This is a genomic window from Arthrobacter sp. SLBN-122 (genome assembly GCF_006715165.1).
Classification (GTDB): domain Bacteria; phylum Actinomycetota; class Actinomycetes; order Actinomycetales; family Micrococcaceae; genus Arthrobacter.
Genome location: NZ_VFMS01000001.1, coordinates 3,237,608 through 3,262,151, shown reverse-complemented (window position 1 = coordinate 3,262,151; position 24,544 = coordinate 3,237,608). Strand labels below are relative to the sequence as shown.

20 protein-coding genes are annotated in these 24,544 nt (G+C 56.9%); 15 read left to right on the top strand and 5 right to left on the bottom strand.

Translation table 11 applies throughout. From position 1 onward, the window contains the following. Positions 1–109: 109 nt before the first annotated feature. The gene (locus FBY36_RS15085; protein ID WP_142120670.1) at positions 110–1,342 is read right to left on the bottom strand and encodes a branched-chain amino acid ABC transporter substrate-binding protein; all 1,233 of its coding nucleotides are present in this window, start codon (positions 1,340–1,342) and stop codon (positions 110–112) included. 408 nt (positions 1,343–1,750) lie between these two features. On the opposite strand from FBY36_RS15085, the gene FBY36_RS15080 reads away from it, so the two are divergent. The 5 genes from FBY36_RS15080 (at position 1,751) to FBY36_RS15060 (ending at position 6,225) form a co-directional block, all read left to right on the top strand. Further along, entirely contained in the window at positions 1,751–2,743 is a 993-nt protein-coding gene (locus FBY36_RS15080) for a hypothetical protein (protein ID WP_142120668.1), read from the top strand. A 72-nt stretch (positions 2,744–2,815) separates the two neighbouring features. Continuing rightward, entirely contained in the window at positions 2,816–3,151 is a 336-nt protein-coding gene (locus FBY36_RS15075) for a hypothetical protein (protein ID WP_142120666.1), read from the top strand. A 163-nt stretch (positions 3,152–3,314) separates the two neighbouring features. Further along, a complete protein-coding gene (locus FBY36_RS15070) occupies positions 3,315–4,469 on the top strand; it encodes a helix-turn-helix transcriptional regulator (RefSeq protein WP_142120664.1) in 1,155 nt (384 codons plus the stop codon). 179 nt (positions 4,470–4,648) lie between these two features. Further along, the gene (locus tag FBY36_RS15065; protein WP_142120662.1) at positions 4,649–4,996 is read left to right on the top strand and encodes a hypothetical protein; all 348 of its coding nucleotides are present in this window, start codon (positions 4,649–4,651) and stop codon (positions 4,994–4,996) included. Then, the gene (locus FBY36_RS15060) at positions 4,993–6,225 is read left to right on the top strand and encodes a hypothetical protein (protein ID WP_142120660.1); all 1,233 of its coding nucleotides are present in this window, start codon (positions 4,993–4,995) and stop codon (positions 6,223–6,225) included. The genes FBY36_RS15065 and FBY36_RS15060 overlap by 4 nt, the downstream gene beginning before the upstream one ends. Positions 6,226–6,835: 610 nt before the next feature. Here the strand turns inward: FBY36_RS15060 and FBY36_RS20580 are convergent. Together FBY36_RS20580 and FBY36_RS15055 are read right to left on the bottom strand one after the other, a co-directional pair. Continuing rightward, a complete protein-coding gene (locus FBY36_RS20580; protein ID WP_160141900.1) occupies positions 6,836–7,012 on the bottom strand; it encodes a hypothetical protein in 177 nt (58 codons plus the stop codon). A 44-nt stretch (positions 7,013–7,056) separates the two neighbouring features. Continuing rightward, on the bottom strand, positions 7,057–7,311 hold the full coding sequence (locus FBY36_RS15055) for a hypothetical protein (protein ID WP_142120658.1): 255 nt from the start codon (positions 7,309–7,311) through the stop codon (positions 7,057–7,059). Between the two features lie 144 nt (positions 7,312–7,455). Here FBY36_RS15055 and FBY36_RS15050 point away from each other — a divergent pair, with 144 nt between their 5' ends. The 7 genes from FBY36_RS15050 to FBY36_RS15020 all read left to right on the top strand — a co-directional run bounded on the left by FBY36_RS15050 (position 7,456) and on the right by FBY36_RS15020 (position 15,423). Next, positions 7,456–8,364 (top strand): hypothetical protein, encoded by a 909-nt coding sequence (locus FBY36_RS15050; RefSeq protein WP_142120656.1) that lies wholly within the window; start codon positions 7,456–7,458, stop codon positions 8,362–8,364. A gap of 78 nt (positions 8,365–8,442) precedes the next feature. Continuing rightward, positions 8,443–9,513 (top strand): hypothetical protein, encoded by a 1,071-nt coding sequence (locus FBY36_RS15045; protein ID WP_142120654.1) that lies wholly within the window; start codon positions 8,443–8,445, stop codon positions 9,511–9,513. A gap of 116 nt (positions 9,514–9,629) precedes the next feature. Then, on the top strand, positions 9,630–10,592 hold the full coding sequence (locus FBY36_RS15040) for a hypothetical protein (RefSeq protein WP_142120652.1): 963 nt from the start codon (positions 9,630–9,632) through the stop codon (positions 10,590–10,592). A 1,604-nt stretch (positions 10,593–12,196) separates the two neighbouring features. After that, positions 12,197–13,393 carry a hypothetical protein gene (locus FBY36_RS15035; protein WP_142120650.1) on the top strand — a complete coding sequence of 399 codons (1,197 nt, stop codon included), beginning with the start codon at positions 12,197–12,199 and terminating at the stop codon, positions 13,391–13,393. A gap of 169 nt (positions 13,394–13,562) precedes the next feature. After that, positions 13,563–13,805, top strand: a complete 243-nt coding sequence (locus FBY36_RS15030) for a hypothetical protein (protein ID WP_142120648.1) — start codon at positions 13,563–13,565, stop codon at positions 13,803–13,805. A gap of 227 nt (positions 13,806–14,032) precedes the next feature. After that, positions 14,033–14,833 carry a hypothetical protein gene (locus FBY36_RS15025; RefSeq protein ID WP_142120646.1) on the top strand — a complete coding sequence of 267 codons (801 nt, stop codon included), beginning with the start codon at positions 14,033–14,035 and terminating at the stop codon, positions 14,831–14,833. 134 nt (positions 14,834–14,967) lie between these two features. After that, entirely contained in the window at positions 14,968–15,423 is a 456-nt protein-coding gene (locus FBY36_RS15020) for an SRPBCC family protein (RefSeq protein ID WP_142120644.1), read from the top strand. Between the two features lie 28 nt (positions 15,424–15,451). Here FBY36_RS15020 and istB read toward each other — a convergent pair whose 3' ends face one another. Beyond that, positions 15,452–16,270, bottom strand: a complete 819-nt coding sequence (istB, locus tag FBY36_RS15015) for an IS21-like element helper ATPase IstB (protein WP_142120642.1) — start codon at positions 16,268–16,270, stop codon at positions 15,452–15,454. Then, entirely contained in the window at positions 16,267–17,943 is a 1,677-nt protein-coding gene (gene istA, locus FBY36_RS15010; RefSeq protein WP_142120640.1) for an IS21 family transposase, read from the bottom strand. Before istA ends, istB begins: the two co-directional genes overlap by 4 nt. On the opposite strand from istA, the gene FBY36_RS15005 reads away from it, so the two are divergent. From FBY36_RS15005 to FBY36_RS14995, 3 genes are all read left to right on the top strand, one after another. After that, positions 17,930–18,835 carry a hypothetical protein gene (locus FBY36_RS15005; protein ID WP_142120638.1) on the top strand — a complete coding sequence of 302 codons (906 nt, stop codon included), beginning with the start codon at positions 17,930–17,932 and terminating at the stop codon, positions 18,833–18,835. The two genes, istA and FBY36_RS15005, sit on opposite strands and share 14 nt — an antisense overlap. 178 nt (positions 18,836–19,013) lie before the next feature. Next, positions 19,014–21,149: an LPXTG cell wall anchor domain-containing protein gene (locus FBY36_RS15000; RefSeq protein ID WP_142120636.1), complete on the top strand. Its 2,136-nt coding sequence runs from the start codon at positions 19,014–19,016 to the stop codon at positions 21,147–21,149. Positions 21,150–21,340: 191 nt separating this feature from the next. Beyond that, a complete protein-coding gene (locus tag FBY36_RS14995; protein ID WP_142120634.1) occupies positions 21,341–23,671 on the top strand; it encodes a hypothetical protein in 2,331 nt (776 codons plus the stop codon). The last annotated feature ends 873 nt before the right edge of the window (positions 23,672–24,544 follow it).

Here is a 24,544-nt window from a genome sequence, read left to right as displayed (position 1 = left end):
ACTTGTGTCTAATGACGTAACTTGGTCCTGGGCTGCTGCCGAAGCGAAGAAAAGGCTGTGGGGGCCTGCTGATGCTGGCCCCCACAGCCGATTGCCTTTCGCCGGGCTGCTACTCCCCGATGGGGCCGACGGGAACGATCTTGCCGTTTTCCACCTTGTAGCCGTACACGGTCGGGGCCTGGAGCTCGCCCTTGGCATCCCACTTGTAATGCTTGCTCAGGCCGGCCTTGTCGTAGGACTTGACCCAGGACAGCAGGTCGGCGCGGCTTTGCTTGCCTGCGTCGATCCCGGACAGGAGGACGGTCGCTGCGTCGTAGCCCTCGATGGAGTACGTGCCGGGCTCTGCTCCCTTGGCGATGTCCTTGTACGCGGACGCAAATTCGGGGATCAGTTCACCCGGGATGCAGGGGCAGGTGAAGTACGCGTTGCTGGACGCGTCGCCTGCCTGCTTGATGAACTGGTCATCCTTGACACCATCCGGTGCCACGAAGGTTCCCGTGAACCCCTTGCCCACCAGCTGCTGGTCGAAAGGTGCGCCCTCAGCGTAGTAGCCGGCGTAGAAGACGGCGTCTGCCTTGGCGTTCATGATCTTGGAAATGACTGCCGAGAAGTCCTTCTGGCCGGTGGTCACCTTTTCCGTCCCGGCCAGCGCGCTGCCCAGGCCGGCAGAAGTGGAAGTTCCAAGCCCGATGCCGTAGTCGGAGTCATCCTGGACCAGGTAGACCTTCTTGGCGCCGAGCTTCCCGGTGAGGAACTTGGCGGCCGCCGGGCCCTGGACGGCGTCATTGCCGAGGCCCCGGAAGAAGGTGGTCCAGCCGTTGCCTGTCAGGCCGGGGTTGGTGGCCGACGGCGTGATGTGGACCAGGCCCTTCTGCTCGAAGATGTTGCCCGTGGCTTTGGATTCGCCGGAGAACGGAAGGCCGATAACACCCAGGATGTCCGGCTCGCTCACCAGCTGGGTGACGGGGCCGGTGGCTTTGTTCGGATCGCCTTCCGTATCGAACTTCTTGAACTGGACCTGGCAGCCGGGGTTGGCCTTGTTGTGCTGGTCGATGGCCAGCTGGATGCCGTTGAAGATGTTGACGCCGAGCTGGGCGTTGGGGCCGGTCTGTGCTCCGGCGTAAGCCAGCGTGGTGGTGGCGGGGCAGGTTGCCTTGCCGTCGCCAGCAGGCATGACAGCGTCGGCGGGGACGTCCACTTTCGAAATGGCGGGGATGTTCACTTTGTTGGACGAGCCGGAGCTCTCGGTGTTGCTGGGGCCTGCTTGGTTGGCGCAGGCCGACAGCAGCATGCTGAACGTGGCTGCCGCTGCCAACGAAGTGAGGACTTTCTTTCGGTACATTAATCTGCCTTCCGAAACAGGACCGTGCGATGCGGGTGCGGAACGGGCGCGGTGGCGCCCGGAGCGGGACCAGGTATTCCTGATTTAGGTTCAAGCTAGTGCATAGACGGCAGGAAACTAAGTGACTGAGGTCACAGCCTTATAACAGTAGTTTCCTGTGGGGCATTAAACGCCGAAAGCCGCCTGCTGGGCAGGCGGCTTTCGCCAGTCGGTGGCGGCACCGTGATGGCGGAACATGTGTACCCCAGGTGGGACTCGAACCCACAACACGCGGATTTTAAGTTCTCGTGGTGTGCTTTCGATGAGCCACCTCCAGCACTCCAAAAACCGCGTGATCTGCGGGCAAGACGGCCCATCGGTGACCTGATTCCATAGGCACGAATCCTGTCTAATCACACCTACACCAAATTGGTTCCAAACAACAACGGGCTCGATACTGGACCCATGGAATCTCAGGAGCAGGAACGATGGGTAGAGGAACGGTTTTCCAAACAGGATGAACCCCTCTTAGCCGACAACACTTCCCTCCAGCTGGCCTATGGTGACATGTCTCTTGACGACATCCCTGAATCCAGAAACCTAACCCAAGAGGAACTCTTCCTGCTGGGCTTCTCCTACGATGCCATTGAGCACTACCTCACCCCCGACAGGGATACCCCCGAGTCCGATGAGGATGATGACTGGGATGACGACTGGAGCAGTGATGAGTCCGGTCTGTTCATGCCTCCGGGTTTTCAGCGGGACTCTGATGCCGACCCTGAGAGCCTCATCCTGGGAGCTCCTAGGAATAACTTCAAGACCCCCTCCCGCTATTACAGTCTCGCTGGCGTGAAGCAGGCTCTGGAGGATTCGCCGGAGCTCAGGGAGTGGCTGCAGCGGACCAAGGAACGGCGGGCCAAGGAGAACCGTGCGGTCAGGGACCAGATAGCCCTTGCCCTCGGTGCGACCATCGCCGTGTATGAGTCCTCCCGCATCATCAACGGCAACACCCGCAAGGTGCGGCTATACCAATTGCTGGATAGGTCCGTGAAGGCATGGAACAAGACCTACTGGCGGCGAATCAAGGATGGAACCCTGCCGGCCCTTGACCTGCACAGCGATGAACCCAGGATGCAAAACCAAGTCCACGCCGTCACTGTCCGAACCATCCGGGATGAGATGACAGACTATGCCCTCATCCATCGGGCCTTCCTGAACAAACCCGGGCTTGAGGACACCACCAAGATCCTGCGAATCAAGACCGCCACCGCCATCACCGGAATGTACTCAGTGCTGTCCAAGGCCGTGAACTTTGTCTTCTACCATCCGCAGGGCTGGAGCAACCCGCCTGTTGAAGCAAAGCTCAAGGCCCCACCTGGTACACCGAATACAGGCAGCACTCTCTCATCGGGCACGGAGTAATCCACCGCTCCTACGACTGAGTAGATCGCCCGCCCTGTAGCCTGATAGCCAGCGGGAGCAGGGTGGGAGAAGATGGACATTCAGAGTCTCATTGGCCAGTGGTTCGGATGGATTCAATGGAATCAGTCTTTCTTGGAAGGCGGCCTCGGTGGGATCGTCCTCGGGCTTGGCAGGATGATCGTCACCTTCGGGCAAATCAACCATGCCCGGGGCGAAACGAAGTACATTCAGTTCCTGCTCATCAACTTCGTCAGCATCGGGCTGTTCGCCCTCATTGGCGGCATCATTACCTATGCAACGGAAGGCAGAGCAGCCAACATCTTCTCGGGTATCGCAGCCCTTGTCCTACTCTCGCTGCTTGCAGGAGACCTGATGCCCAAGATCCATGGAGCCGACGATGAGGGATAGACCACTCATTCTCAAGGACACCCCGGGTGCTGACCTAGCCAACACCCTGATGCTGCGGAGCGTATACAGGAAGCCCAAGGCCAAGTCTGCCCGCAATTCTCCTCGCCAGGAACAGCAGGACCCCAGGGACTTGCTTGAGGACACTGAGGCGACAGCCCGGCGTATGGACGAACGTAAGGCAGAAAAACGCCGGCCCCGGCACTCGGACCAGCAAGCCAGCAGCGAGAACTCCTCCCCGGACACCATCCTTTCCCAGCCACAGCATCCCGGGCCAGAGGAAATGAAACGAATGGCGTTCGCATTCGAAACCCTGGCGGAAGATGCTGTGCCAGCACAGGGTGATACGTATGTCATTGCGGATATCAACGAGGTAATCTCCTCTGAATCTCAGGACCAAGCACCGTCCGAGGAACCTGCCCCCACAACAACGCCGCCCGGGCACTATGGGTCTCACCGTAAGGAGCTCGCCCTGAGGAATCCTTCAGGCGGGGTAGTCCATCATCCAATCTCAGAGCGTCGTGTCGCGTTTTCCCCGCCAGCGGCGATTGGCTCTGGGCTCCCCGACCAGACATGGGAAGGATGGAAGAAAGCATCCGTAGCCAGATTCTTCTTCCGTCCTTGGCGGAAGCTGGACCTTGAACAATTAATAGATTTGGGTCTCACCCAAGCAGAAGCACACGTCGTTTATGGATTGTTCCGTGGTCAGGATATTGAGGAGGTCGCATCTCGAAGCGGTCTGGATATCATTGCTGTTCTTTCCACACGCACGCGACTGATGGACAGGTTCGGGGTGACCAGTCCTGACCGGCTTCTCGATATCATCTGGACACTGCACAGGGAACGGGAGTCCTCTGCTACTTCTGAAAAGCAGGCACGGGAATCCACCAACCTGACCAAGCTGCGGGAACAGTCCTTCCATCCGATACCCTCGTGGGTTCACAACATCGCAACAGTTTCCGGTCCCGGGAAGCGGAACAAGTGGAATATTCCTGTCACGCGGGAAGAAGTGCAACATATCGGACTTGGCCCAGAATTTACTGTTGTTGCCTTTTCTATCCTCAATGGCAACCTCAAGCGTGAGGAAGTCGTAAAGGATACCGGGCTTCCAGCGGATCGGCTGGTAGAGGTTGAACGAACCTTTGAGGGGGTTTTTGATACCAAGGATTACCAGAAGGTCGCCAGCTATCTGCTCGTGTCTCTCGGCCGGAAACCCAACCTCAAGACTAAGACGACCGTGCAGCAAAAGCCCGAGTTCTACTTCAACGCGGATATGTCCGACTCCACGACTCATACTGCCCGCAAGAAGAAGGAGGAGTAGACCAGCACCGGAGCCAGCAAGGGAAAGGTACCCATGGCGGGAAGCCGTGATCCGCACGAGCTCCAGCCCTATTTCTCGTCCCTGACCCACCCCTCGCACAAGCAGTGCCTGTCAGGTAGATAGGCATGTAGGCCCTGTAATCTGAGAACAGAGGCCAGCACCATCACATAGGGGAACTCTTGAACTTTGACTTCATGCTCACGGAGGCCTGGTTGCAAGGAGCTCTCGGAGGTGCATGCCTCGCACTCGGCCGGCTCATCCTCACCTTCATCAGCCTTGACCACTCCCAGCCGAACCTGAAGTACGGGCGGTTCATCCTCGCCCACTTCGTTGCAGGCATTTTGTTCGCACTGCTGGGAGCAGCCGTCTCATGGGGCTTTGAAGGCAAGGCAGGAAACTTTATGCAAGGAATCTCAGCCATGGCGGTCCTCGCCCTCCTCGCAGGCAACATGCTTCCTGACCACAACCCAGCACCTGTTCCCGCTTCCACTCCCCCGCAGGGTCAGAACACAGGAGCAACCTCATGAAACAGAAGCCCAAGAGTTATGCGGATTCCTTCTGGGGAGATCTCGCCAACGCCATCACACTCCGGCCCGTATATAGGCCACCCGTTGAAGCACCAATGGCCACGGCCACCGTCACCCTCCAGTCCTCCGCGGAACCTGCCAGTGCCAGTGAACAGCAGAAGGCAGAGGAGGAACGGTTCAGGGCTGTTGTCCGGGAGGAACTGGAACTCCTCGTAGTACCTGCCAAGGAAGCACAGGTTCCAGCAGGCACTGTCCAGCAAAGGGCTGAGGAGAAGGCCGCCGTTGCAGTTGAGCATGAGGCTCAGGAAGAACTCCATTCGTCCCGGACCACAGCACCTGTTTACCGGTACCTGAAGGAAGAGCAGGATAAGTCATTCGGCATATCCCAAGGGCAGGAAGCCAACACTGGAAGCCCCGCAGGGCAACCATCCATCGAAGTCACCACCACTCCTTCAGCCCCCAAGCAACGCTCCAATCCGTACTTCATCACCCGCAAGTCCATCCTGGATAGCTGGACCCCCACCAACATCATCACGAAGTCCTACAACGCAGGAGAATCGGCAACTCCACAGGCTGGAAAAGATCATGTTGTCGTCAACGGCGAATGGTTCCCAGTGCAGTCTTTTGAAGTCGGAGCGAAGCCTTCCTCCGCACGGGTTGGGGCAGCCAGACCTGTGTTCCAGCAAAGTGATACTCCCATCACTCCACCTGACATCAGTTCGGGAAGGGTACGCCGCATCCTCAAGCCCAAACTCACGGCATCCCAACTCAAGGGACTGGGGTTCTCAGAATACGAAGCGGTAGTCCTGGAGGGGCTGTACCGGGGAAGGCGACTTGGCAGTATCGCTACCCGCCTTTCAGTCAAGCCATCTCATGTCCTACACATCATCAAACAACTGATGGGCAAGATGGAGGTTCGCAACATGAACAGCCTGCTCAAGAAAGTCCGCACCTTGCATCAGGAAAGCAAGAAACTATCCGTGATGGAAGCAGTGGGTCTGAGGGCTGCCATCAGCGATGAACCCCCATCCAGTGAGCCTCGCATTGTCAGCGGGATAGTGGCTGTCCACCCGGCCTCATTCATTGAGCGACCCAAAGGCATCAACATCCCGGTTAACCATCCCGACCATCCGGCTAACGATGAGGGTGCCAAGCAGGGTAAGGGTCAAGAGAGTAAGAGACCCCCTGCCCACAGCACGGAATCCACTCCTTCACGGAAGCCCGAGTAGAAAAGCCTCACCCTACAATCCCCGCCTAACTGGTAGGGGAAGTACATGCGTGGATGAAACCCTCGCCCCTGATGTGGATTCAAGTGTGGGAAATACCCTCGCCTGCTTCCACTTCCCCACGTCCACTTTTACTTCCCCACATCCAGCCTGCGTGTAGCTTCCCCTCCATGGAAACCCCTGCCTGCAACCCTCACCCTCATCCACTTCCCCTTCACATGAGCACGCCTCAGAGGAGCACAAAACATCCCCGCCCCATAGGGTAAATCCGCTCCAGTACTGGGAAGCAGGCAGGGTGTACATGCGAAACCCTCTACTTACACATCCACGGAAGCAAGGGGAAGTACACGGGGATGGAACCTACCCAACAGAGGGTAAGGCGAAGGGGATGGAACCTACACAACAGAGTGCGTGGGTGTACTCGTCCGCTCCACGGAACTTCCCCACATGGAAACATCCCACAGCGCCCGAGGAAGAACCCTCACGTCTACTTTCCCTATCCACATGTGGATACACGCCCCACAACCCCACAACTCACGGGTACAGGAAAGGGGATGGATACACGCAGGCAAACAACCCCACACGCATCCATCCCCAATGGAGGAAGAACCCCTTACTCGGCTAACCCTTCCCCTATCTCCTCAACCTCGGGTGCCCACGCATCCACGAACGCCTTCACCTTCATGATGTCCTCCCTGAACGCTCCCGGCAGTACGCCCAGGTCCTTCACCACAATCGTCACCCCGTGCCAGATGTCGGAGGAGCGGTCAATCTCATCCAGAGCATCCATACCCACATGCTGTGAGTACTCCCACGCACCAAGGAACAATCCCGCTATCTCCTCAGCGTCCTCGCGGTTGACAACACATCGGAGTCGTAGGTTGCTCCCCCGGGGCAGGTGCATTCATTCCATGGCTTGGAGCATTCCTCGCAGGTGGTCCCATCAGCCGGCAGTTCAAGGAAGGCTTCATCAGCAGCCCGCTCCCACAGGTACATGGCTTCCTCAGGTGAGAAGTCCTCATCGGATTCATAAGCCTCGGGCAGGAAGATGTCCGGGGCCAGGTACTTGAAGGTGGTGGTCTCAGCCATAGGAAGGGAACTCTCTCACAGGAGGAACGGGAACCGTACACAGGAGAGAGAACGATGCACTCCCCCGCATACATATTGCTGCCATCCTGCCACAGGAGAACAACGCTTTCGTTCCTGCCGCAGGGGCCCGGGTAATCTCAACCGGTGAAGCAAATCAAGCACCTGCTGACGCACTGGGGCATCCATGTGGCTTTCGGCATCTCCCTGATCGTTGTCGGCTGGGTTTACTGGTTGAGCCTTGTACCCAAGCCCGTCCCGGAACCGGGAACGATGGAAGTTACCGAACTGACGCTCTGGTACGACCTGTGCCTTGCGATCATCGGTGCGTACTTTTTCAACCTGCTCGTCGTGGTCCTGCCGGCGAAGCGGAAAGAAGCCTCCCGCATCCTCTTCCTCAAAAACCACCTCTCAGCCATCGCCCACAACGGTCTGGATCTCATCCGCGAACTGGAGCAGATAGCCCACTGCCCTGCCTACCGCCCCACCGTGGAGCATCTGGAAAAGGTATGCATGGCCCTGAACAACAACGCCTACGTCCGGAACCTCATCGCCACCCGCCTCGCCAACGCCAAGACCGCATACAGGGAGCTCATCCCGTTCGCAGCAGACCTGCCATTGCCCTTGCAGGAGAAACTTCAGGCTGAGAGCCAGAACTGGATTTACACGCAGTTTGATGACACTGACATCATGCCTATCACCAAGGACTTCCGTGGCGGCAGTATCCAAGACCTCAGGAGCATTGAACGCATCACGTTCCTGGTTCCGGGTAAGGGGCCAGAATACCGCAGGGATACGCTGGCCATTCAGGCATCAACCATCATGGATTACTACAAGGCGACCGAGGCCATCAAGGTACTGCTGGATAAGTACCTGCCCAAGAACCATGAGCGGCTGGATGATGAGGCAGTGAAGCCCGGCCGCATCATGCATCTGTTCCTGCTCAACGTCAACGATCCCACATGGCCCTACGTCACCTACCCGCCTGAAGCGTCCACGGCCTTCATTGATGAGCCTGTGCCTGTGGCTGACTTCCCCTTCGTCAGGAAGTCGTAGTTCCTTCCGTGCAGGTTTATGTCCCCGAGAGGAAAGGCCAACACCTGTCTCCCCTTAATCAGTAGGTACCGTACAACCATGACCAATGGAACCCAGAGGCTGTTGAAGCGAACCGGTACCGCCATCAAACGGTTCTTCTCACCGGTCGGGGATCGCTTCATTGACTACGCCGTAAACATCACAGCGGCCCTCGCCCTCATCCTGCTGATAGTCACCACCATCATTGGCTCCATGGAACCTGCCCCCTTCACCCTGGAACCCAAGGACCGCCCCTTCCTGTACGACCTGTCCTTGGCCATCCTCGGGGCATGGATATTCCAGCAGCTCCTGATATCACTGCCTGCCCGCCGCAAACTCAAGCAGTACTTTAAGGTCTTCCGCCCGCAGTTGTTCACCATCGCTGAATCAGGCGGCCAACTCCTGCGGGACTTTGAATTCATCAGCAGGTCTCCCCACCAAGTGCCGGCAACAGAGGAACACATCAGCAAAGTCCTCATGGCCACCAACATCAACCCCGCCACAACAACCCTGCTGGAAAGCAAGATGGCGGATACGTGGAACGCAATTGAGGATCTCGCCAACGTCAGCCAATACCTCAGCGAGGATATCCAGCACGCTGTACAGGTGCTGAGGCAGAACCCATTGGTCAGGAACGCCGTCAGTACCCATGACTGGACCATCACCCTCAAGGAAGCCAGGGTAGAGGAACGCCACCCATGGGACCCGCATCTGGATAAACCGGAGGACTACATCCGGGAAACGTGGCATTCCCATCAACGTGAATTCATTGAGTACTACGAGGCAACACGGGTCATAGCGAAAGAAGTGGCCAACAGCAGGATGACACTCAAGCCCACCGACCGCCGCTGGAGGAACACGCCAACCCTGACCTACCTCGTGTGGGAACGGGATGCTGAAAACGCCGGCAAGGATTCAGAGGGAGAGCCCTATCCCGTCACTGAGTACCCGCCAACAGCCCTGAACTACAAATCATTGGAAGTCCTCACAGCAAATCCCGGACCCACGCCGCTGCCCACAGCAGAGGAACGTATTGCCCAGAACGAAGCGGATGAGGCTGAGGAACAGGCAGTGGGAGAACACTTTGAGCATTCACGACGTATGCGGGAGTCACGGGAGCCAAACGCATAGGAAGGCAGTTCTTCTCTCCCCGTACAGGTTTCTGTCCCCGAAGGAAAAGAAGCAAGCCATCCCAACCATTGAACTGCTTTCCACTCCCACGCCGGCAGTGAGGGTATGGTTTCGCCATGAAGTTCCGTGAGTGGTTCCGGCAAGAGAACGCCGCATGGTTACTCCACTCAACGTTCAGCATGACGGCGTGGAGGCGCAAGTGGTTCATGTGGTTCCTGAGATGGGCATCTGACGTAGGCATCCATGTCATCGCAGGCATAGCGTTCATCACCCTCGTTGCCACCACACTCATAGGCAACAACGACTGGGGCTTCAAGGTGGAACCAAATGACAGGCCCATCTTTTACGATCTCAGCCTCGGCATCTTGGCCGCCTACTTTTTCAACCTGCTGGTCATCACCATCCCCCGCTACAGGCAACGGCGGGAAACGTACGCACTGATGATTTACAACCTCACGCAACTAGTACGCAGCGGCCATCACTTACTGCGGAGTCTGGAACTCATCAGCCGCAGCCCCCGATGCCCCAAGTTCAACCGCGACCATTTTCAAAAAGTACTTACGTCCGTCCCTGAGAATGAAACCGTCCGGGCGCTGTTCAGGTACGACATCGCACGAGTTCTGACTAACGCTGCCGTTGTCGCAAACCATACCGAGAACCTCGGGCCGGATATCCATACCGCCATCACCAGGATTCAGCAATGCGAACTGCTGCAATGGTTTGGGGAAGGTGACGCTTCGCCCATCCGCGATACTCAGATGCTGACTACGGCCAGAACGTTCCGCTACTTCCAAGCGGACTATCTACCGCCTGATTACCCTCCACAGCGGGAAAGAATAGAAGTTGATTGGCACGAGATAGTAGATCTACTGGAAGCCGTGGAAATGATAAACGACGTTCTTATCAAGAGGGCATCATGGGTATCATCTGCCGACCACAGGCGGTTTCACTTCGAGGGTCCGGTTGATGGCGGCTGGTACAGCCACCTTGATCCCGACTACCCCTATGAGGAGTACCGGCCCGAACCCTACCCGAAGCACCAGCCTGAATCCGTGTCAGAAGAGAATGCGAACAACTAGTTCATCTCACTCCGTGCAGGTTTCTGTCCCCGAAGGAAAACAAGCAAGCCATCCCCATCGTTGCGTTCCTTGCTGCTGTGCGATGACTTTTTATCCCAGAAGAAACCCCAACAGCCAACCCACCAACCATCAGAACCCCACAACCCATAACCCTCTCCCCCACAACAACCCAACAGAAGGGTCCGGTGCTGGCGATACAGCACACCCAAAGGAGAGCAAGGGGGCTTGGGGGAAGCGATACTCCCCCAATAAAAAGAGCCAGGATACATAAGGGCGGCCAGCCACCTTATGCCGTGGATGCTGACGGAACAGCATGCGGGTACATAGGGCGGCGAGCCATATGCCGGGGAGTGACGAAGGAACGGGGAGCCGGGACTCCATCAGAGTGCGCAAGCCCGCGATACGGCTGAACCACAACGACAGTAAGCAGTGGCAACGGTGACTACACGCTGCCACTGCCAACACCAACACATGGTTCTCGCATGGATGTGGCTCCCACCGTCATCGGCAGGCTTGCCTCCCCCCGGATGTACGCAACCTCCCTGCTCCCCCAACGGAACAGGTTGTGTCGTACTCCTCCTGCTGACAAGTAGGCATCCCGACGCAGCCTCAAAGGAATACCGCTGCATTCCCTACACAGTCCAGGCTCTTACTCAAGCCCTATACACATAAGCCCTATACACATAAGCCCTACATGCTTAATAGCCACATATGAACGCTTACATAGTGGCAACAATAAATGCTCGTGTATCCATACTGCTTGCATAGTGCTTACCTGCCTCCAGTGTATTCACCTACTCACAGGACTACTCAGCCTTTAGTCATTACACATACACGAGTCATGGCTCCTCATAGGTATATGACTATCCCTCATATGAGTTCTTCTCATATTTGATTACAGGTGCCTGGTCTTATGCATATACCTCTCATAGGTACGGGACTCTCTTATGCGGCTTATGTGCAATCCTGCTGACAGTGGTTGCTTGCTTACGTGTGTAGGCAGTCTCCTGAGGGGCTGTGTGCCTTTCTAAGCCATTGGCTGTAATCCGTGCTTGCATGTGTAATCGCCTGTAAGCCCCGTATGCCCTTCTAAGCAATTTGTTTACATTTGTGGACTCCTCATGTGTATATGCCTTAGAAACGCCTGTACGGGCTTCCTGTGGCTTCTGAGGGGTATTAGAGGGGTGTGTATGGCGAATGGCTTAGATTTTGCATTCAATAGTGGGGTGTAGTACTGCCGAATACAGTTTTGAAGCGGCCTTACTGGCTATTGGGATCGAGTTGAAAAAGTCCTCCGTTCGAAAAACTGGTGCAACTCTCATTCACAGGGAGGTTTTTGACGGGTTTCTACCGATATCAGAATCGACAGATTCCCGCATCAAAAGAAAGGCCCCACAACAATGGCTAAGTTGTACACTCCCCGAACTCGCCTGAAAGCTACACAGGACTCACTCACACATGCAGGTGTACACACATCAGAAGCACCCGTTGCCGACTACTCCACACGCCTCGTTGCAAGCACTGAACCGGTAGCAACCGTGTCCGACGATGCAGTGTCCACTCTCGCCGCCCCGGAGGAAACAGCAACCAGTAAGCGTCAGCCCATGACTGCGGAAGAACTGGAACAGCACAACGTCAGTGCAACGACGGTGAAGGGTAAGCCCCGCAAGAACAACTTTGACTTTGATGAGGTGCCGGTAGTTCAGAAGAAGGCATCACAGCGTGTGCAGGTTACACAGGTCAACAAGCGTTCCAACCGGAAGTACCCGGCAGTCAAGACATCTGACGGAAGCCGGCTCTCATTCCGCGACCAAGACGAAGTGGGGCTGAAGCTGCTCCACGGCTACATGCTCCTGACCCTTGCTCACTTCGCCTACCACTTTGACACCACCATTGATGCCATGCGGAAGCGGGTCAACAAGTGGATCAACGCGGGCTTCATTGAAAGCGACCACACCTACTCGGTCCGGGTCAACCGCATCCTTCCGCTGGGACTCGCCTGGGCCGGTATTGACGACACCGTACCCAAGATCTTTCCGCGGCCCTCCACTTACCAGCACACCCTCCTTGCCGCTTCCGTAGGCATCATCCTTGCCAAGGGTGGTCCTAATGCCGCATTGCTGACCGATGGCCTGTTCACGGCAAAGCCGAAGGTGGTCTTCCCGGAGCGTCTGCTGCAGCTGGCAACCTCGCCCAAACTTCGTGACCAGCAAATCCTGAAGTCCAACTGGCTCCCAGACCGCATGCAGTTCCTTTCCGAGAAGGCATATCCATCAGTGGAAACGAACCGGAAGGACTACATGAAGGCATTGGACAGGGCAGCATACGAACATGCCGAGCAGGGTTGGATGAAAACCATGGAAGATATCTGGGTTGGCTCAGGCAGCAATGCAGGCTACCTGCATCTCCTCACACACCCCGACCACCTTGGACAGCACGGACAGACGCACCGCGCTGATGGTGCTGTCGCTCTCCCTAACATCATGTTCGGTGATGACAATGAGAAACGACGCTCAGGAACCTGGCTGTACGAGGTAGAGGTGACCATGAAGCCAAAGGGCCGGACTGTGTACCGACGCACATTGGCGCAGGAAGTAGAAATGGTTAAGGCTGGCATCATTGACGGCGTTTTGTGGTTCGTTGACGAAAACAACCGCGAGATCCGTCGTGCCATCAACGGAGTACTTGATGAGCTGGTGAAAGCCGGGAAGCTATCTCAGGTGATGCGTGACGAGCACTTCAAGATTCGCCCGTTCTTCCTCTTGAACGGAAACGCCAACGCTCATGGTTTTCTCGGATAAGAACCTGCACAGCCAAGAACCCGCCTCACCTCCACAAGGAGAACTGGGGCGGGTTTTCTCTTGCTTTCAGGTGAACACCGGAATCCTGCTCACTCTGACATCACCGGGAGCTCTACCGAAACATCCACCGACAGAAACCCCATCCACTCCTCGCCCACCGAAAGGAACCATGATTCTTCTCAATGTCATCCGTCCCCACCTCACCATCAATCTCAAGACGCTCATGCTGACGTGGGAACTGACCCTGATGATTGGACTCCTGCCGGCACCGCCTTCCCTGATTGCAGGCCATGGTGTCTCAGAGCAGTACCGACAGATGTGGGACCCGGTACTCGCTGTCTACCTGTTCACGGCTGCCATCTACTTCCTGATGCTGCACAGGGACAAGCAAAGCCAGGACTCAGCACAGTAATCACCCAGCCACTGACAGCCCGTTCACCTTTGCCTCTTCTGGGATTGGAGTGAGCGGGCTTCGTCATATCCAGGGCTTCCAGAAAATTCTTTTACTGAGGTCATGGGAAACCTCTCAATAGGGCCGATACAACTTCATGGAACTTCGTATCCGGCAAAAGATCCGGTTGGACATCCGGTACAGATCCACCCTGCTACAAGACCACCATCCCCAACGAAAGGAACCCTATGAACGATTTCTTGAACGACGAACCACTTATGTCGGCACCATCCCCCGCACCCGCCACATCCAAGCTCCCCAACCTACCTAAACGCCCTGAGAGACGGAGCGCGAGCTCAGCGGCACTTTCCAGCCCTCAACTCCGTGCGACCGAACCCCAGTCATCTCGGGTTCTAGTCATCGGTAAGAAGGATGAAGCAATCAAGCCTGTCCAGCAACAACTTGAGGAGACCATCAGGATTTTTGCGGAGGCTGAGCAGGAGGAGCTCCAAATCAAGAGGTCAGCCCCAGCCCTTCCGTCCCCCACCAAGGCTGTCATGCCTTCTATCCAGAAGATTATGGAGTCCAAGCAGAAGCAGACAGAAGAGGCCACTCCTGCCGAGAAGTTCGTCCCCACCCAGCGGGACTTGCTTATCCTCACATTGCTGAACGAGGTCCAGAGGCTGACATGTGACCAGATTGCCTTCGTCCTAGTGGCACAGCAAAATCGTCCTCTCAGCGATATTCCCCGCGTATCTGAGAGCCTCCGCAGGACAAACCTCGTCAAGCTCCAGAACAACGGAAGCATCAAGAAAATCTCCCCCACCGGGAAGATCACTCCGTTTTTCATCCTCACCCGTGTTGGGGCAGAGCACGTTGATTACAGGCTGCCCGTGAACAACGAACTTCTCTCCCCCACCTTTGACCACAACAGCCTTGACGTTCTTGAACACAAGACCATCAGCAATCTGGCATCCGTCATCCTTCAGATCAGGACCGGAACGATTCTCCTGGAGGATGAGTATGTCAACCTGATTCAGGACCACTGAGACGGCCTGATCCAGGACCACCCACGCCCTGCTGGCATGAGGGCTCGGCGTTGCCATCTCACGACGCGACGGGCGCAGTGGCCTCGGGCTTCCGCGATTCAAGCAGACCACGAACGAACTGCCATACTCTGAAAATGGCCGTTTACTTTGAGTGCACAACACGGACAAGCACGCCTAAATCGGAGCTGTTTGACCGTGCCCGGAGCATTGACGCCCACAAGGACTCGATGGCGCAGTCTCGAGAAGAGGCGGTTGCTGGCGTGACGTCCGGTCTCATCTCCTTGGGTGAGGAAGTCACGTGGCGAGCCTGGCACTTCGGCGTTCCGCTTCAGATGACGAGCCGGATTACCGAGATGGAGTCGCCTGACTATTTTGTCGACGAGCAGGTCAAAGGTCCATTTCGGCGGTTCCGGCACGTCCATGAGTTCAGTCAGGATCCGGCGGGCACCACGATGGTTGATCGAATCGAGTTCGCGGCCCCCTTCGGACCCATAGGGCGTCTTGTCGAGAAGCTGGTGCTGGCTCGCTACCTCAGGAAGCTAATTGAGACGCGGAATCAGTACCTAACCAGGGATCTCACTCGCGGATAGTTTGTATCTGTAGTCGAAGGGCTCCCGGCTAGCCTCCGGTTTGTTGGGCGAGGGTGTGGGCGAGCCGGTAGGAGTCTGTGCCGGTTTCGATGATGGCACCGTTGAAGGTGAGCCGGTCGACGATCGCCGCGCACAAGCGCGGGTCGGTGAAGGTTTTGGTCCACCCAGAGAACGATTCGTTGCTTGCGATGGCGATGGAGTTCTTTTCTTCGCGTTCTGTGAGGACCTGGAAGAGGAGTTCGGCGCCCCGGCGGTCCAGTTCCATATAGCCGAGTTCATCGATGCAGAGCAGGTCCACCCGGCCGTAGCGGGCGATGGTTTTGGCGAGGACTCTCTCATCAGCGGCTTCGACGAGTTCGTTCACGAGCCGGGTGGCGAGGGTGTATTTGACGCGGTAGCCCTTCTCGGCGGCCGCGGTGCCGAGCCCGATGAGCAGGTGGGACTTCCCTGTCCCGGAATCACCAATCAGGCATAGGGGCGATCCCTTGCGGATCCAGTCCCCGGTCGCAAGGGTGTGGATCGTGGCGGGGTTGATGTTCGGGTTCGCGTCGAAATCGAAGTCCCCGAGCCACTTGTCCCGCGGAAAGTTCGCAGCTTTGACCCTGCGAATGGAGGAGCGCCGGTCCCGGTCATCACACTCGGCCAGCAGCAACTCGGCCAGGAAGCCTTGGTAGGAGAGTTGTTCTTTGCCAGCGATGGTGAGGGCTTCATCGAGCACGGCCCGGATAGTCGGCAGCCTTAGCCGTCTGCAAGCCTGGTCCACCGCAGCGACGGCGGCCTGTTCGGTCAGGCCGCGCCGCCGGCGCAGCGTCGGGGTGATGGTGATGGCCGGTGCGGTGGGACTCATGAGGTGTTCTCCTTCGACGGTGTTCCTGCGGGGTGTTCGGTGCGTTTGGCCAGCAGCTCGTCATAAGCACCGATCGATGGCAGGGATCGGGTGTCCGGCGGGAGTCCGGCGATGACCGCTGCCGGGTCCATGAGCCGGCGTTGGGTGAGACTGACAACCCGTTGCACATTCACGTCAGCGTGAGCACCGGGATGACGGTCCGGACCGGACCCACCCACGGAAGACATCGTTGCGTGTCTGCGGGCTTCGACCGCCACGACGTCGGCATTGACGGCACCCACTCCCAGGGCCGCGGTGATCCCAGCTTCAACGTCTCCAGCGTCCATGGACCGGTGGAGCAGCAGGACGTCGATGAGTTCACGGGTTCCGTCGGCATCGCCGTTGACCCGGCGGGAGGCGGCCCAAAACGCCTCGTGGGCGCTGGTGAACGCCCCGGACTCCCGTGCCCGGGCCAGGGCGGTGGAGCCGGGCAGGGCGCCGGGCTTGGTCTTGAGGACCTCCAGATAGTGGTCCAGCTGGACTGACTGCCCGCGTTTGGCAACAATTCGCGGATGCCTGGCGGCCACGGCACTGCCGTCGAAAACCACCACCTCGGACGCCCTCAACGAAACCCGGACCTTCCGGCCGATGAATCGGGCCGGGACGGAGTACTTCACCATCCGCACCGTGATCATCGATGACCTGTCAACCCTGGGGTTCAACACCAGCCCCGGATCAAAGACCTCTGCCGGCACTGGTGCCAGGAACGGCTGCTCGGCCTCGAAGTCCCGGCCGATGGTACGGATCCTGTCCTCGATCCTCCGGCCATCGTCCTGGGTTTCCCAGGCCCGGATCCGGTCGTTGAGCTCATCGAGGGACTCGGCGACAGGCATGGGCGAGAGACGGTTGCGGCGGAACCAGCCCACCTCGCCCTCAACCCCACCTTTTTCATGGGCCCCGACGATGCCGGGCTGGCAGTAGAAGGGATCGAAGCCGTAGTGCGAGCGGAACAGCACCCAGCGGTCGTTCTCCTGGCGTTGCCGGCCCTGCCCGAACACCACCGCAGTGACGGCGCTGGTGAGATTGTCATAGCGGATGTGTTTGGTCGGGACGCCGCCCAAAACATTGAAGGCTTCTATGTGGCCTTCCAGAAAGGCTTCTTGGGCCTGCGTCGGGTAAATCCGGTGGACGGCTTTGCCTGAGTGGGAGAGCCGGAAGATGAACATGTGGCACTTCGTCTTCACCCCGTTCAGGATGACCCAGACTTCGCCGAAGTCCACCTCCGCCTCCGCGCCCGGCGCGTGCTCCTGCGGGATGAAAACTTCAACGCGGCGGCCGGCCTCAACATCGATCTGCGCCCGGCGGACCCGCACGTAGTCACGCACCGTCGAATACGAGAGTTCCTCCGCGCCCTGCTCCTCAATGAGCCGGGCCAAGATCCTGCGCGCGGTATGGCGCTGCTTCCGCGGCGCCGTCGTGTCCTCGGTCAGCATGGCATCGATCACCAGCTTGAACGGGTCCAACCGGGGCGATGACCTCTCGGGCGTCTTTCGCGGCGGCGGAACAGGATCCGACAAAGCCTGCCGGACGGTGTCCCTGCCGATCTGATACCGCTTTGCCAGCCCACGGATTGACAAGCCCTCCACGCGGGCGTCCCTGCGGATATTGGCAAACAGTTCCATGCGCACCCTCATCCGGACCTCCAAATGCTCGCTTTCATCAGATGAAAACAACACTGGGGTGGTCCTGAATCAAACCGTCACAAGCAACCGGCGAGTCCTGGGTGGTCCTGACTCAAGCCGTCACACCGGTCCTGAACCAAACTGCCATGTTCAGGAGGACAACGCTGATGAGAAACGCACCCATTTCACACCTCCTGCACAGCCTGTAGTCACAGGGTTGCGTATCGCTGATGCGGCTTCCCACGTTGAGTCCTTCAGGAACTCCGACATCGTTGCCTTCCAAAAGGCCGCAAGCGAAGCGTGGCTGAAACTTGGCAACGGTTCAGGTCTGCCTGTTGTGAATAACCACGAGTGGAACATGACCGACATGCGCACCGACGACACCGAGCGTTTCACCCACCGCATCAACCAGTCGTTCAAGGTTGAATCCGAGATCCGCGGACGGGAGGTTCAGAGGGAAGTCCTACCGGCGTTCCTGTTCAACACCTACACCCGCAAGGGCAAGCCGGAAGTTGAGCCACTGGCGCACTTTGTCATCCTGCAACCCAACATCCGCCTCACAAACCCTAGGACAAAAGAAACAAGCATCCATAACGGATGCATCGTTGGCAGGGTTGAGTCAGGTGACGTTCTGCCCACCAAGTCCTACCAGTACACGCTGTGGAATCTTTTCAGGAGCAACCACCGCCCTGCCAAGTGGCTCATCATCACGGGCTCACCCGCCATCAAGGCCGCTGTCAGGGAAGCATGGCTGCGGTTGATAGACGAGAACTATGTCTCAGTGAACTACTCTGACTGGCTCATATTCGGTGACTACGAGCCACTGAACTCCACGAGGGAACGCCTGAAGCAGTTCAGCAGTCCCGTACCCAACAAGTCCGCCAGGACTCTGATGCAGGGATAATCCCCCAGTCGTACAAAGGACCCCGGTAAACGCCGGGGTCCTTTTGCGTTCCTATGGCCACTTTGGTCGGTAACGGAAATAACTTACCATTCCCCACTTTCTCCTCACTTTTTCGAGGCGGACGGACCGATATAAGAAGTGACAGAAACCCATTTTTTAGAAAGGAATCAATTACCTTATGAAATCTCTCGAATTCTCCTCACGCTCCGAACGCAGGGCGAAAGCACGCAAGGCTAAGGCAACCAAGAACTTTTCCCGTATTGGTGCAGGTGCCCTAGCAGTTAGCATCCTCGCGGGAACCGCAGGCATTGCAAATGCAGCCATGTGGGATGACAGCCGCCAGATTCCGAACATTGCTGGAGTCACCCTCTCCCCTGAAGCCGCTGCAAAGTTTGAAACCAAGTACGTCGGCCAGGTTCCCCAGATTAAGTACGATGCCGTCAAGGACGCTGCCCTTCGCAAGGCTGGTATCAAGATTGCCTACGCTGCATCCAACAAGGCAACCGCTGAACGCAACACCGGCAATGTGAACTTCGAAATCGTCCTCGTTCTGGAGGAACCTCTGGACCCTGAGTACATCAAGGCTCAGCACGAATCCACTAAGAACCTCATCAACGACGGCATGTTCCGCTACGGTCCCTTCGCTGAAGTCATGAACTGGAACATCACCACTGAGGAAAACATCGATGCCGGCGGTCTAGTTGCAGGCGAGGTTGACCCGAGCGGCGGCGCATTCGGTGCAGTCAACGTCATGCTGTTCAACCCTGTGTTTGGAACCGGGATTGATCCGATGGGCGGCATTGAGAAACTTCCCCAAGGTGAAGTGGCTTCCTGGGCTAACCCCACCTCCACCATCGTTAGCGGTGGTGTTGCAGGAGACCTCCAAGGAGGTTCCGCTAACGAAGCACATGCCAAGCAAACTTTGGTACTGGATGACAAGCTTCCCACTGCCGAGCGCCAGGCTGACATCTCGCTAGATGGAAAGCAGCGTTCCGTTACTGAAGGCACTGTTTCCTGTGCGATTGTAGGAACCAAGTGCGGCATCATGCTTCAGGGTAAGTTCGCCGGTACTGGTGACGGCACAGTTCACCTTGAGGATGGAACCACATTCCCGTCCATGGATGCCTTCAATAAGGCGAAGGCGGAAGGCAAGATCCCTGAAGGAATGTCCTACTCAGTGGATGACCAGCACCGCACGGTTGCAACCACTGATCCCATCTTCCTTGAGGTCGAAACCACCCTCCACGCTGAGCGCCCTTCTGTTGTTGGCAAGGAGAACGCTGTAACTGCCGAGAACGGTGCGACTGTCTGGCTTTCCCCTATTTCCAAGGCTGAGGAAATTGGGCAGTTCCTGAACGATGGAACCAGCAACTATGCCCGCAACTTCTGGAATTTGGCTAACCCCGTCATTCCAAACGTGGAGCGTGCAGGACAGACCGCTGCTGTGGATCTTGTCGCCAGCGCCGAGGACAACAACTTCCGTATCAAGGTTAATGATGTTGTGTCAGCACCTAACAGTGTGATGAAGTCATGGACTCACGCCGTTGATGCTTCAGGTGAACGCACTAGTGTCCAGAACTACCAAGTTCTCAGCCGTACAGCTGATGGTGCTACCCAGTTCGGTCCCGGTGCTGATGGTGTGAACGGTGCCAAGAACTTCGTTTTGGACGTTTCTATCGCCCACCCTGATTTCAAGGAAAAGTGGGAAGTTCCTGCTGACCTGTACACAGGACGTAAGGGCACTCTCAACGGTCACAACTACACCATCAAGGTTCTTGAGAACACTGTTGGCTCCGTGGACAAGTATCCATTTATGGCCAACAACACCGTACGATTCCTCGTATCTTTTGACACGGTCCCTGATTACTTCTCATTCGGCAGCGATAGTATCCCTGCCCTGTCAGCAGGTGTCGCCGCCGCTTCCAAGCCAACCGCCATCGAGTTTGCTCCGGGCTACAAGGTGGAATACACCCCTGGTACACCTCCTGTAAAGGAAGACGAGCCTACTCCCGAAATCACTACCATCCCCAAGGAGCCAACTCCCGAAATCACCACCATCCCAGACCTGCCAACCCCGGACACCTCCATTAAGAAGGACCCGACCCCGGACACCTCCATCAAGAAGGACCCAACTCCTGACACCTCCATCACCGAGGAATTCATCCCCGAGGACGACTCAGATGGAGTAGAGGCTGCTCCCACCGAGGATCTTGCTGAGACTGGTGCCAAGAATGTTGGACTGCTGCTTGGTACAGGTGGTCTGCTTGCCGGACTGGGTGCGCTCCTTACCCGCCGCCGCAAGAAGAACATCTAGTCGTTCAACAGGTGAAAACCTGACATAAAAAGTCCCCCGCTGGTGCGAATCCGCGGGGGACTTTTTTGCATCAAAAAATAAACGGGCCGGTAACAGAAATATCCTCCGTCAGGCCCAGCATCTCGCCTCCACTGACCGATATAAATTGTGACAGAAAAACAATACCCATTCACCCGACGAAAGGACTTTAGATGATTTATGAATCCCGCAATGCCAAGCGTGCAGCTGAGCTTACGGAAAAGAGGAAGAACAGGAAAATTCGCAAGAGCTTCATCAATACAGCCGTTGCAGCAACTCTAGCTATGGCCATTCCCGGAATTGGACTTGCGCCATCAGCAATCGCAGCCTCTGTTGAACGGTCCCTGAACGTCTCCCAGGGCATCGTGAAGGCTAACACCATCAAGAAGGTCAACCTTGAGAACTTCAATGGCAACATTGGCTTCCTCGCTGACGGTTTCCGTCAGGAAGGTTCTAACCTATCTATTGCTTCAGAAGTTACTGCCAAGACCTACACCCCTGAAGCCCCAGCCGAGAAGCAGGCACTTGCCGACGCTGAAGCCAAGTTGGCTCAGCACGCACCCATCCTTCAGAGTGCAAACGAAATCCTGAACCTTTGGATGCCAAGCGTCCACATCGACTACCCATCCGGCCAGGAGACTGAATTCAAGGTCACCTTCAGCGACGGTAGTGTTCGCTGGTACCCATCAATGGAGGCAATTGACACTGCCCGGGAATCAGCAACTGCCGGTGCGGATCGTGAAACCGCCGAGGCGGACCGTCTCACCTCAGCCGTCCGTACTGCGGAAGCCACACTTGCAGCCGCTACCACTGAACGGGAAGACCTCTCACAGTTCACCCTGACCTACACTGCTCAAAACTCCACCTTCTCAAGCAAGGTATGGGAAAGCGAGGCAGGCATTGACTACAAGGTAGGCGATGTTCTCCCCGTCTCCTTCAACGGCATCACCGGAAACGCAACAGTCACTTCCAACTCCGAGGCCGGTGTGCTGACTCTGGACGTAGTCCTCTCAGAGGCTCTGCCTTCCAAGCCTGCTACCCGCATCACCTACACCGACATCAAGGCACCTGTTGCTCCGGGCAAGGCTGTCAATGACACTTTCACCTCTGTCGCCGGCAAGACCGGTGGCTTTGACCTGACTGCAAATGACATCGCCACTGAAGGCGCAAGCATCGTGGAAGGCTCCGTCCGCCCCATCAACCCCGAGACCGGTGAACGGGTCAGCAAGTACACAAACGACTTGGGAACCTTCGATACCCAGTACAGCAACTCCCTGTACATCAAGTCCGACAAGTCCTTCACGGACTTCAAGCTGGATTATGAGTTCATGGATACGGCCAACAATGTCTACCGTGCGACCGTGACCATCTCACACACTCCGCAGGAAGGCTTCAAGCAGACCGTTCCTACGGACGTGTCCACATTGGATACATCCAACCCTGCTAACAACTACACGGTTAGCCGCAACCTCAGATCCTTCATCAATAAGGACGCAGTTAGGGCTGGGAAGTACAACCCAACGTATGGGCTAACCTCAGCCTTTGCTCCAACAGCCCTGGATGAGATTCTGACCCCGAGCGTGAACACCAACCTCGCCATCGATACCCTTGCGAAGTCCAACGCCGGAATAACCCTTGCCAACAACTTTGACTTTGACCCCAAGGCTCAGGCCACGGTTGCCGAGGATGCAAGCCTTCAGGCTGTCATTGATTCGACTGGCGAGACCATCAGCATGGGTGAATCTGTCCACATTGAAGGCGTTGGAACCGTCAGTGTTGTTCCTTCCACTGGAACGCAGGATATTGTCCCCGTGAACTACGTGGACGGTAAGGCTGTAGCGGCTCAGAACAAATACGACCGCCCTTACATCACCTTTGCTCCTGAGGATGGATACACAGGCGAAGTACCTGTCATTACCTCCCGCTGGAAGACCGTTGCTTACGGTGAGAAGACTGCTGACATCAAGGCATTCTGGGCTAACTACGATGCAACAGGTGCAGGGTCAGAACTGGTTGGCCAGAGCAAGATCCACATCCTTTACACGGCACCCGACCTGACTACAGCCACAGCCACTGGCCGTGCCGCTGCTATGAACCCTGCGAAAGTTGCTTTTCCGCAACCTTCAACCCGGCCAACTACATCAATTTCGGCACCACTGCCGGCGGTGGAAGCAAGGCACCACTCATCGGTTATGGAGCCAAGGATGCGGTTCAGGTCAAGGCGGACACCGCTGTTTCCGTTGATGTCACCAAGAACGACACCACCGCAGGGGAAGCAGTCAACACCGATACCTCCTACGTGGGAGGCAACTACTCCGGGCAGAAGGAATATGGCTTCAAGGCCGCTGACGGCACATTGGTCAAGGAGCTCGCTGTTCCTGGTGGCAAATGGGTTCTCACCGAGACCATTGAAAACGACCCATACGGCAACTGGTCAGCAATCGCCTACGCCCGGTTCACTGGTGAGACTGCATCCACCCCCGCTCCTGCTGTCACATGGGTAAACAAGAATTTGGATAGGACAGCTGAGGGAATCACTCTCACTGCGAAGTCCGAAGCACCAAAGTATGCCTACGTTGCTTCCACCCTGCGTCTTATCGATACTGACGGAAACCTCGTTGAGAACCTGACTGATTCAAAGGTTGGAACATGGACCGTCAACAAGGAAGCCGCAAAGGTGGATTTCGCTCCTGTTGCCGGCTACAAGGGAACAGCGACCGTGAAGTACTCCATCGTTGACCGCTGGGTTGGCTCAGAGGCTGACCAGGTTTCACCGCTCTACCCATACGCTCAGAAACTGTACGGTGCTGAGACCATTGGAACCGTTGCCGTGACGGTGGATGATGTGGTTCCTGTTGAGCCCGAGCTCCCACCGGTAGAAGAGACTCCAGCCCCTGAACTGCCTGAGATTCCTCCTGCGGAAGAAACTCCTGTGGAACCAGAGCCTGAACTGCCTCCGGTAGAAGAAGTTCCTACTCCGACTCTCCCGGAACTGCCTCCTGTGGAGGAGACCCCCGAGGAGACCCCGGAAGAGACTCCAGAGGAAACTCCGACTCCGGAAGAGGAAATCCCAACCCCGGACCTGAGCACTACCCCGGATAAGCCAACCCCGTCCGAGGAACCAACTCCGGAAACCACCACCATCAAGCAGGATCTTCCTGGTACCTCAACCACAGTGGAACACAGCACTGAGGATGAATCTGATGGTGCGGAGGCTCCGGTGCCGGCAGATGAGAACATTGCCTACACCGGTCAGTCCATGGAAGAACTCCTGTTGCTTCTTGGATTTGGTGGGGCGACAATGACCGCTGTTGGTGCTTACCTTTACCGCACAGGCCGCAAGGCAAAGGCTACGGTCTAAATAAGCAAGAGAACCC